This window comes from Acinetobacter sp. ESBL14, assembly GCF_036668815.1.
GTDB lineage: Bacteria > Pseudomonadota > Gammaproteobacteria > Pseudomonadales > Moraxellaceae > Acinetobacter > Acinetobacter gyllenbergii.
Genome location: NZ_JAZEVS010000009.1, coordinates 84843 through 92791 on the forward strand (window position 1 = coordinate 84843; position 7949 = coordinate 92791).

9 protein-coding genes are annotated in these 7949 nt (G+C 41.6%); 1 reads left to right on the plus strand and 8 read right to left on the minus strand.

All coding sequences use genetic code 11. From position 1 onward, the window contains the following. Positions 1–9: 9 nt before the first annotated feature. Positions 10–831, minus strand: a complete 822-nt coding sequence (locus V6E90_RS20520) for a hypothetical protein (RefSeq protein ID WP_004655616.1) — start codon at positions 829–831, stop codon at positions 10–12. Positions 832–924: 93 nt separating this feature from the next. Here V6E90_RS20520 and gspE point away from each other — a divergent pair, with 93 nt between their 5' ends. Continuing rightward, positions 925–2415 (plus strand): type II secretion system ATPase GspE, encoded by a 1491-nt coding sequence (gene gspE / locus V6E90_RS20525; protein WP_016542090.1) that lies wholly within the window; start codon positions 925–927, stop codon positions 2413–2415. Positions 2416–2482: 67 nt separating this feature from the next. Here the strand turns inward: gspE and V6E90_RS20530 are convergent, their stop codons facing one another. The 7 genes from V6E90_RS20530 to V6E90_RS20560 form a co-directional block, all read right to left on the minus strand. After that, positions 2483–2917: an organic hydroperoxide resistance protein gene (locus V6E90_RS20530; protein ID WP_278493502.1), complete on the minus strand. Its 435-nt coding sequence runs from the start codon at positions 2915–2917 to the stop codon at positions 2483–2485. Between the two features lie 87 nt (positions 2918–3004). Continuing rightward, positions 3005–3442 carry a MarR family winged helix-turn-helix transcriptional regulator gene (locus V6E90_RS20535; protein WP_332606324.1) on the minus strand — a complete coding sequence of 146 codons (438 nt, stop codon included), beginning with the start codon at positions 3440–3442 and terminating at the stop codon, positions 3005–3007. A 138-nt stretch (positions 3443–3580) separates the two neighbouring features. Next, the gene (locus V6E90_RS20540) at positions 3581–3943 is read right to left on the minus strand and encodes a DUF4951 domain-containing protein (protein ID WP_016542093.1); all 363 of its coding nucleotides are present in this window, start codon (positions 3941–3943) and stop codon (positions 3581–3583) included. Positions 3944–4154: 211 nt separating this feature from the next. Beyond that, a complete protein-coding gene (locus V6E90_RS20545; protein WP_332606325.1) occupies positions 4155–4979 on the minus strand; it encodes a carbon-nitrogen hydrolase family protein in 825 nt (274 codons plus the stop codon). A 28-nt stretch (positions 4980–5007) separates the two neighbouring features. Continuing rightward, on the minus strand, positions 5008–5529 hold the full coding sequence (gene gigB, locus V6E90_RS20550; RefSeq protein ID WP_016542095.1) for an anti-anti-sigma factor GigB: 522 nt from the start codon (positions 5527–5529) through the stop codon (positions 5008–5010). A gap of 102 nt (positions 5530–5631) precedes the next feature. Continuing rightward, the gene (gigA, locus tag V6E90_RS20555; RefSeq protein ID WP_016542096.1) at positions 5632–6600 is read right to left on the minus strand and encodes an RsbU family protein phosphatase GigA; all 969 of its coding nucleotides are present in this window, start codon (positions 6598–6600) and stop codon (positions 5632–5634) included. A gap of 130 nt (positions 6601–6730) precedes the next feature. Continuing rightward, positions 6731–7609, minus strand: coding sequence for an MlaA family lipoprotein (locus V6E90_RS20560; protein WP_332606326.1), 879 nt, complete (start codon positions 7607–7609; stop codon positions 6731–6733). Between the last annotated feature and the right edge of the window lie 340 nt (positions 7610–7949).

A 7949-nucleotide genomic window follows, 5' to 3' on the forward strand; every position in this document is an offset into this window, starting at 1 on the left:
AGCAACCCTTTAAAAGAATGAATCGAACATATTAAATAAGGTGCTCCCTGGGGCGCGGGGTGGATGCACATAAATCACTTCACCCGCAGGGCTTGGCGTTTTGTTTTCAATTCGGATACGTGCGGGATGATCGGTGCCTTCGTAATAGACTTTGATTTGTGAGGTCCATAAGCGACCTGTACTCTCACTATAAAATAAAGGCAGTGCAGGGACGGGCACATTCATCCGGTCAAAGCGTAACTGGTGATGACTAGTATTGTGGAATTCAATCGGTGTCACTGCTCGGAAAGCACGTGGTTTAAGTAGATTCAAATCAATACGGCCATCGACAGAAGTAGCATAGCAAATCTCGCCATTCTGCGGATCTTTACCAAACCATGTGTCCTTGGGTTGAATCACGGGAATATCAAATAAAGGTTCAGAGAGCCCATCCACCATCCCTGCAATCCATAATGGCGTACTGATATATAAGGTGCCGCGTTGACCCGCAGGAATATAAATTGGATCAACTGGTCGAATCACCACCGAACGATCAGCCAAACGAGGCATCAAATGAAAGCTACTATTGGTCTTATGAAACATATAGCGTTCAATTTTTGCTGGGGGCGGCATGGCAAACTCAGTATCGTTCAGGATTTTCCATTGCTGCTCGTAGTCGTGCTGAGATTGTGGGCGATGATATTCCAAACGCCACTCTTTAATTCCGCGTGTCAGACGAAACAGTAATGAACCGAATTGCCAAGCTTTGGTTTGCTGGATTTCAAATTGTTGTTCGCCCCACCATTTCAAAGTATTGGAATGTGGCGCTTCATATTGATTATTTTGAGACAAGATGCAAAATTCCTGTGTGAGTATGCTAAACAGACTTCACGCTGTAATCTGCTTAGAGTACACTCACTGCTTTCTTTTATCATTATTTGTGTGATGCAAATACTTAAACAAATACAAATTCCTTATAGTTTCGCTAAACGACATGGCGTTTTGTTACGTTATGAAGGCGATCAAGTTTTTATTGTACGACGCAAGGACACCGCGCGTATTGCTTTGCAGGAAGCTCGTCGAATTTTGGGGAAATCAGCTCATGATCAACTTTGTACTGATCAAGAGTTTCATGCCTTATTGAGTTCCAGTTATGCAGGGGATACCGGGGAGTCGCAGCAAGTTGCAGCAGGCTTGGAAGATCATCCAGACTTATTAAGCTTGGCAGATCAAGTGCCTGAAGCTGAAGACTTGATGGATCAGGAGGACGATGCACCGATCGTGCGTCTAATCAATGCCTTGTTGTCAGAAGCGATTCGGGTAGGCGCCTCGGATATTCATATCGAAGCCTTTGAGAAAAAACTCTCGGTACGCTTGCGTGTCGATGGACAATTGCGTGAAATTGTACAGCCGCGACGCGAATTAGCACCGTTGTTGGTGTCACGTATCAAAGTTATGGCGAAACTGGATATTGCCGAAAAGCGGATTCCGCAAGATGGTCGTATCTCATTGCGTCTTGCAGGGCGTGAAGTGGATGTGCGTGTTTCGACTTTACCGTCTTCGCATGGTGAACGTGTAGTGATGCGTTTGCTGGATAAGCAAGCAGGGCGTCTAAACATGACCCATTTAGGCTTAATGCAGAACGATTATGAACGCCTAACTCAACTGGTTCATCGTCCACATGGCATTATTTTGGTGACAGGCCCAACAGGTTCGGGGAAAACCACCACCTTATATGCGGCATTATCCGATCTGAATGACAATACTCGTAATATTTTGACCGCTGAAGATCCGATTGAATATCAGTTGGAAGGGATTGGTCAGACCCAAGTCAATACCAAAGTTGATATGACCTTTGCGCGTGCGCTTAAGGCGATGTTACGTCAAGATCCTGATGTGGTGATGGTGGGTGAGATTCGTGATCTGGAAACAGCTGAAATTGCGGTGCAAGCTTCTTTAACCGGTCACTTGGTTTTGTCGACACTGCATACCAATACTGCGATTGGTGCGGTGACGCGTCTGAAAGATATGGGAATTGAGCCTTTCTTATTGGCGAGTTCTTTGATTGGGGTGATTGCACAACGTTTGGTGCGAACTTTATGTCCGCATTGTGTCACTTGGCGTAAGGCTGATGATTTTGAGCGCCAAGTGTTCCAGCACCTTAAAGTGGATGAATATATGCAGCTACCAGAGCCGCATGGTTGCGAAAAATGTTCACATGTCGGCTTTAGTGGGCGAACCGCAATTTATGAAATTGTGCCCGTAGATGAATCGATGCGCCGTTTGGTTCATGGCAATGCAGCTGAGTATGAATTGGAAAATCATGCACGTCGTCATGCGGCTTCGATTCGTGATGATGGTTTACTTAAAGTATTAGCTGGGAAGACCACTTTAGAAGAAGTGCTTCGTGTCACCAATGAAGCTGCCGAAGAATAAATAAATTCAGGCATAAAAAAACAGCATGGATCATCCATGCTGTTTTTTTATTGGGAAAGCTGAATGTTTATTCGATCGTCACAATATTAAAGTTCACATCAATATTGCCGCGGGTTGCATTTGAATAAGGGCAGACAATGTGTGCAGCAGCAACTAATTGCTCAGCTTCTGCCTGTTCCATGCCAATTAAATACACATTTAAAGTCGCTTCGATACCAAAACCATTTGGAATCGGACCAATACCGACTTCACCTTCAACATAGGCATCTTTGGTGATTTTAAATTTATCGCGATTCGCAACAAACTTCATGGCACCTAAGAAACAGGCTGAATAGCCTGCTGCAAACAGTTGTTCTGGATTGGTAACCGCACCACCAGCGCCGCCCATTTCTTTAGGGACGCCTAACTGAACATCTAAAACACCGTCAGAAGAAGTTGCTCGTCCATCACGACCACCTGTTGCTTTTGCTTTCGCACGATACACCACTTTTTCTAAAGACATGATTATTATTCCTGAATAATATTGAATGCAATTAAATCGTACACGATATAAATTAAAAAACAAGTTGCTGTTGTGTAAATTTTAAACTTATTTGTTTAGATTGCTGCGAAGTTCTGAAAGCTGATCTTTTAATGCCAATAGTGTTGTGGGTGAACAGGATGCCGCTTGAGCCAATTGATTTGGAATATCAACCGCTTGTAATTGTAAGGCCTGTCCTTGTGTTGTAAGCCCAATGATCACTTGCCGCTCATCTTTAAGGGAACGTTTACGGCTAATCAAGCCTGCTATTTCAAGTTTTTTGAGTAATGGTGTAAGTGTCGATGATTCTAAAAATAGCCGTTCACCGATGTCTGAAACGGACAACTGATCCTTTTCCCATAACACCAGCATTACTAGATATTGGGGGTAGGTTAAGCCAAGTGGTGTGAGTAATTGGCGATAAACTTGGTGCAAGGCAAGGTTGGTCGAATAAACCAGAAAACATAACTGATTGTCTAATAACAGTTGTGGATGTTCTTCGCCCATGCAGCCCTCAAATGGTAATTGAATAGGATCAGTATATCGTGGTCTGATCGATTACCTAAGTAGTTTAGGTATCAATTCAAATCAAAAAAGCATAAGCCGTAAAAACTTATGCACTCTAAGCGGTATTTCAATGGGTGCTTACCACAGCTCAGCAATTTTTTTCATCAGTCGCGCTCTATAAATTGCAGTTGGGTTACTGAGGTTATTTTGTGCTTCTAGTTCGAAGTGCTGTTGCCAAGCTTTGATCATGTCTAAGGTCGTCCCTTTTTGTTTAATCACTGCGACATCTTCACGTCGAATATTACTTAATCTTTGTCTTGCACCTTCAGCGCCAGTTCCCCAGCCAATGACCCATTGTCCAAAAGCATTCAATGATAAATTTTGTGGTGTAGATAAAACCTGTGAAGATTGCGTGGACTCATCCCCATCGAGATCAAGCGATGAAGCATGAAGTGGTGCGGTTATCCCCAAAAAAAAGAAAATCAGAATCAATCTAAACATGAATAAAACTTAATAAGAATTAATTGACGATGTTACATCATTCATAGGCCAAAATCGTTTGAGCTTGTTCTACGATGATCAATAATTGGTATTAAATCATGATTCTATAGATCAAACATTTAGAAAATTTGATCATCTCAGTCAGATTACCTCTGGCTGAATGTATTTTATACAATATGCAATTTGAAGTAGAGGATGTAGAGAAGAAAGATTAATAATGGATAATTTTGCGATGTTGCATCAACGGCATTGCCAGACGAACCTGATTTTGTTGTTCAAGGTCAAAGTCGCTGGTGATTAAGCCATGTCCTTCAGTCTCAATGCTTTGCAGAAGTTGACCACGGCTATCAGTAATACCCGCATGTCCCCAAGTTTGACGGTGTTCACCATGCCAGCCTTGTTGCGCTGCACCTAAAACATAGCACTGACTATCCATAGCACGTGCTTGTAAAAGCAATTGCCAGTGAAGTTGGCCAGTGGTGTAAGTAAAAGCAGCGGGGGCGGTTAAAATATTGGCCCCTTGCTGACGTAAAGTTAAAGCCAATTCTGGAAAACGTAAGTCGTAGCAGACCATGAGACCTATATGACCAAAAGGAGTCTTGGCAACCACGACTTGATCGCCTGGCTCGAAGAATTTAGATTCTTGATAACCACCGACTGCATCACCCACTTGTACATCAAACAAGTGGATTTTGTCATAGCGTGCTTCAGTCCCTTCAGGGCTAATACACAGACTCACCGTACGCACACGACCATCTTGAATAACCGAGCCATCTGGACGGAACGGGCATGGGAGTGTACCTGCAATGATCCAGATTTGATAACGATGTGCCAATAGTTCTAGGCGTGCTTGGATACTTTCGAATTGTGCAGCAGTTTCACGTTGTTTCCCTGCTGCAAAACAAACAAAATTCTCTGGGAAAACAATCAGCTCGGCTGCCTGAGCCTTACTTTGCTGGATTAATAACTCAATGACATCGAAGTTTGCTTCAATGTCATTTTGAGAATTCATCTGTGCAACGGAAAGTAAGGTCATAGGGGGATCACGATACTGAGTTTAACGATCAAGCGTTTTGTTTTTGTACGTCGAGATTTAAGCAATCTTGCTCTTTTTGCAATTGCTTAACCAGTGGTTCAAACATATTTTGGTTGTTTTCGTTCAAGCGCATCAGTGTTTTGTGTGCGTCGAGCACGGTATTGAGCATGGCACTATGTGTGACTTGCTCTTCTGTAAGCTCTAGCGTGCATACACTTGGATCACCGCAGTAATTTAAAATCACAAAGACCTGCCCGAGCCCCATACTATTGGCCAAGGTGGTGATATCTGGATTTGTCGATAGCATAACTGCTTGTATGTGATGAGCTTGCTTAAGCTTTAAACCCAATTTTGCCAGTATGCCTAAAACAGTACTGTCAATAAACGTGGTTTCAGTTAAATCAACGATTGCACCAACAACATTTTGCTGTTGTTCAATTCTGTTGAGTAGTTTGTCTAGACTTATACAAGAGTGAGCACGCACTTCGCCAATAAGCTTGAAAATATGCGTTCCGTTCAAACTTGCATATTCAACATGACCTGTTGACATATAAATGCCATTTTCAGAGAAAGGATATAAAATTATCCCATAGTGGTATTGTAGACACAAGTGGTTGCAGCATGTGATTTAATTAAATTATTGATTTTAAAATTAATTCATTCGACGCAAGCTTAAGATTGCAATGTCATCTGCTACATGATCAGGTGCTTTGAAGGAGTCTTTTTGCAAGTGTTCGACCAATTGATTAAACTGATCATTCAAACCACCATCAAATGGTTCTAAAGCGCCATCAGAACATAAAATAAACCGTGCGTGACGACTTAATCGACAATGATGTTCTTCGACTTCAAGTTCTTCAGTAAGTCCGAGTGGGAAGCTGCTGGTGGTCAATATTTGAGGGGGCTGATTAGGTTCAAAAATAATGGGGGGAGGATAATGCCCCGCACTTGACCAACGAACTTCATGTGTGACCAAGTTTAAGATCCCTGCCACCATGGTAATGTGCTTTTCAATATTTTCTTGCACGAGCATGGCATTCAGTTTCTGGATCAATTGGCTCGGAGTTTTTGAACGACCATGAAATGCAGCCATCCATGAGGTTAAGAGGCTGCTGGTGACGCCATGACCCGATACATCAGCAAGATAGAATAAAACTTCTTCATCATTTAAACGCCAATAATCATACCAGTCACCTGATAAGTAGGCAGAAGGTTGAAAAAAGGATTCAAATTGATAATTGGGTAATTCGATCGGGTTGGGTAACAGGCGTTTTTGTAATTCAGCGGCAGATGGTAAATCTCGACTGTCTTGATTACGTTTGTATTGCGCATCTATTTTAAATAAGGAGTGCACTGGATTTTTAGGCAAACTATCCCACATCCAACCTGCCAAAGCACCTAATTCCCATGCTTGTGCCAGCGCTGCGCCTTCATGTTCAAACGCAAGCACAATTGTAGGGAGTTTCCATTGATATTTTAAAAAATCTTGGACATCTGCAATCGCGATAATGGTTTGATCATACAAATCTAAATCATCAATTTGAATCATCTGCAAACTGGGTAATTCAGTTAAAGCTTGATCTAAACAAGGTATGGAACGCGTGGGTTGAATGAAATACATAGATGAATAGCCAATCCTTTGTATGATCATTTAAAATTCATCATAGATGAAAGATGACCTTGGATATAGTATTGCCAGAGTTTAAATTCTCTGGCAATACATAAGTTTGTAAAACATTATTTTAATTTAATCATTTTTCATCAGAAGAACTGTCATCGACATCATCTGAATCACCAACAAAAGAAACGTCATCTGAATCACCGCGTTTCTCAGCAATCTGGAAGGCTTTACGTTGTAAATAAAAGTCTCGGATCATTGAATACTTGTCGCCTTTTAAGCTTTCTTCAATATCAAGAATTTGCGAACGTGCATCAACAGCTTGTAATAGATTAGTTGACCAATAAATACCTTCTTGATCATCTAATAGGTATTTTTGCGGGCGACCGAAACTATCTGCGGCTAAGCCAAAACCATCACGGAATGTACTTGGACCGAAGAAAGGTAACATCACATATGGACCTGATGGAACACCATAATAGCCTAGAGTGACACCAAAGCTTTCTTCTTCTGTATTTAAACCTAAACGTCGGGCAGGATCGGCAAAACCTAAAGTTGTTAAAGTATTGATGGTAAAACGACCTAAGGTTTTTGCTGCGCGTGTCGGGCGGCCTTGCATGAGCTGGTTAACTGCATTCCACGGTTCGCCTAAGTTTTTGCGAAATTGACGGTATGGACTACGTACTGGTTCTGGTACTTTAGCAACATATTGGATTGCAACAGGCTTTAATAAGTTGCGGTCTAACATATCATTAAAGGCATAGATTTGGCGGTTTAATGGTTGTAAGGGGTCTTTCACCGAATCAGGCTGTGCTGCATTCGCATTCACTTTTAAGTCATGTTTAGTTAAATGCTTTAAATCTTTGATGGCCTGAATTGTTGAGGTCTTTTGCTCTGCAGTGACTTGGCTTGCTACAGCATTAGCTGAATCGCTGGGAGTTTCTTGTGCGAATACTGATGAACATGCTCCAGCAGATAACAACCCAAGCAAGATAAAATTTGAGTAATGCATATAAGTCCTTAATCGCTGTGAGAGCGAAATAATACAGCCATTAAAATGATTGCGCTATTGAACGCGAAACATAGAGATGAGCATATAGTTTAGTTGTTCTCTTATTATTAAAACAAATTCGGTCGAAAAATATAAGAAAAATTGTGATTTTGGTTTAAAAATGTTCACTCGAATAAAAATAATAAAAAAGGGGGTTGTGTTGGGAGTGAAATGCTGTAGAATGCACATCCATCGGCGGTGATGCAGATAAAAACTTGTTGAGAAACAAGGATTTGGCTAAAATGGTTAGATTCTTGGGTTGGTTGATAAGTTTGTTGAATATCTAAATTACCTGTTGACT

Bases quoted from the DNA above. Each gene is read 5' to 3' on its own strand.
- gspE (WP_016542090.1), top strand. From the start codon at position 925: ATGCAAATACTTAAACAAATACAAATTCCTTATAGTTTCGCTAAACGA.
- V6E90_RS20530 (WP_278493502.1), bottom strand. From the start codon at position 2,917: ATGTCTTTAGAAAAAGTGGTGTATCGTGCGAAAGCAAAAGCAACAGGT.
- V6E90_RS20535 (WP_332606324.1), bottom strand. From the start codon at position 3,442: ATGGGCGAAGAACATCCACAACTGTTATTAGACAATCAGTTATGTTTT.
- V6E90_RS20540 (WP_016542093.1), bottom strand. From the start codon at position 3,943: ATGTTTAGATTGATTCTGATTTTCTTTTTTTTGGGGATAACCGCACCA.
- V6E90_RS20545 (WP_332606325.1), bottom strand. From the start codon at position 4,979: ATGACCTTACTTTCCGTTGCACAGATGAATTCTCAAAATGACATTGAA.
- gigB (WP_016542095.1), bottom strand. From the start codon at position 5,529: ATGTCAACAGGTCATGTTGAATATGCAAGTTTGAACGGAACGCATATT.
- gigA (WP_016542096.1), bottom strand. From the start codon at position 6,600: ATGTATTTCATTCAACCCACGCGTTCCATACCTTGTTTAGATCAAGCT.
- V6E90_RS20560 (WP_332606326.1), bottom strand. From the start codon at position 7,609: ATGCATTACTCAAATTTTATCTTGCTTGGGTTGTTATCTGCTGGAGCA.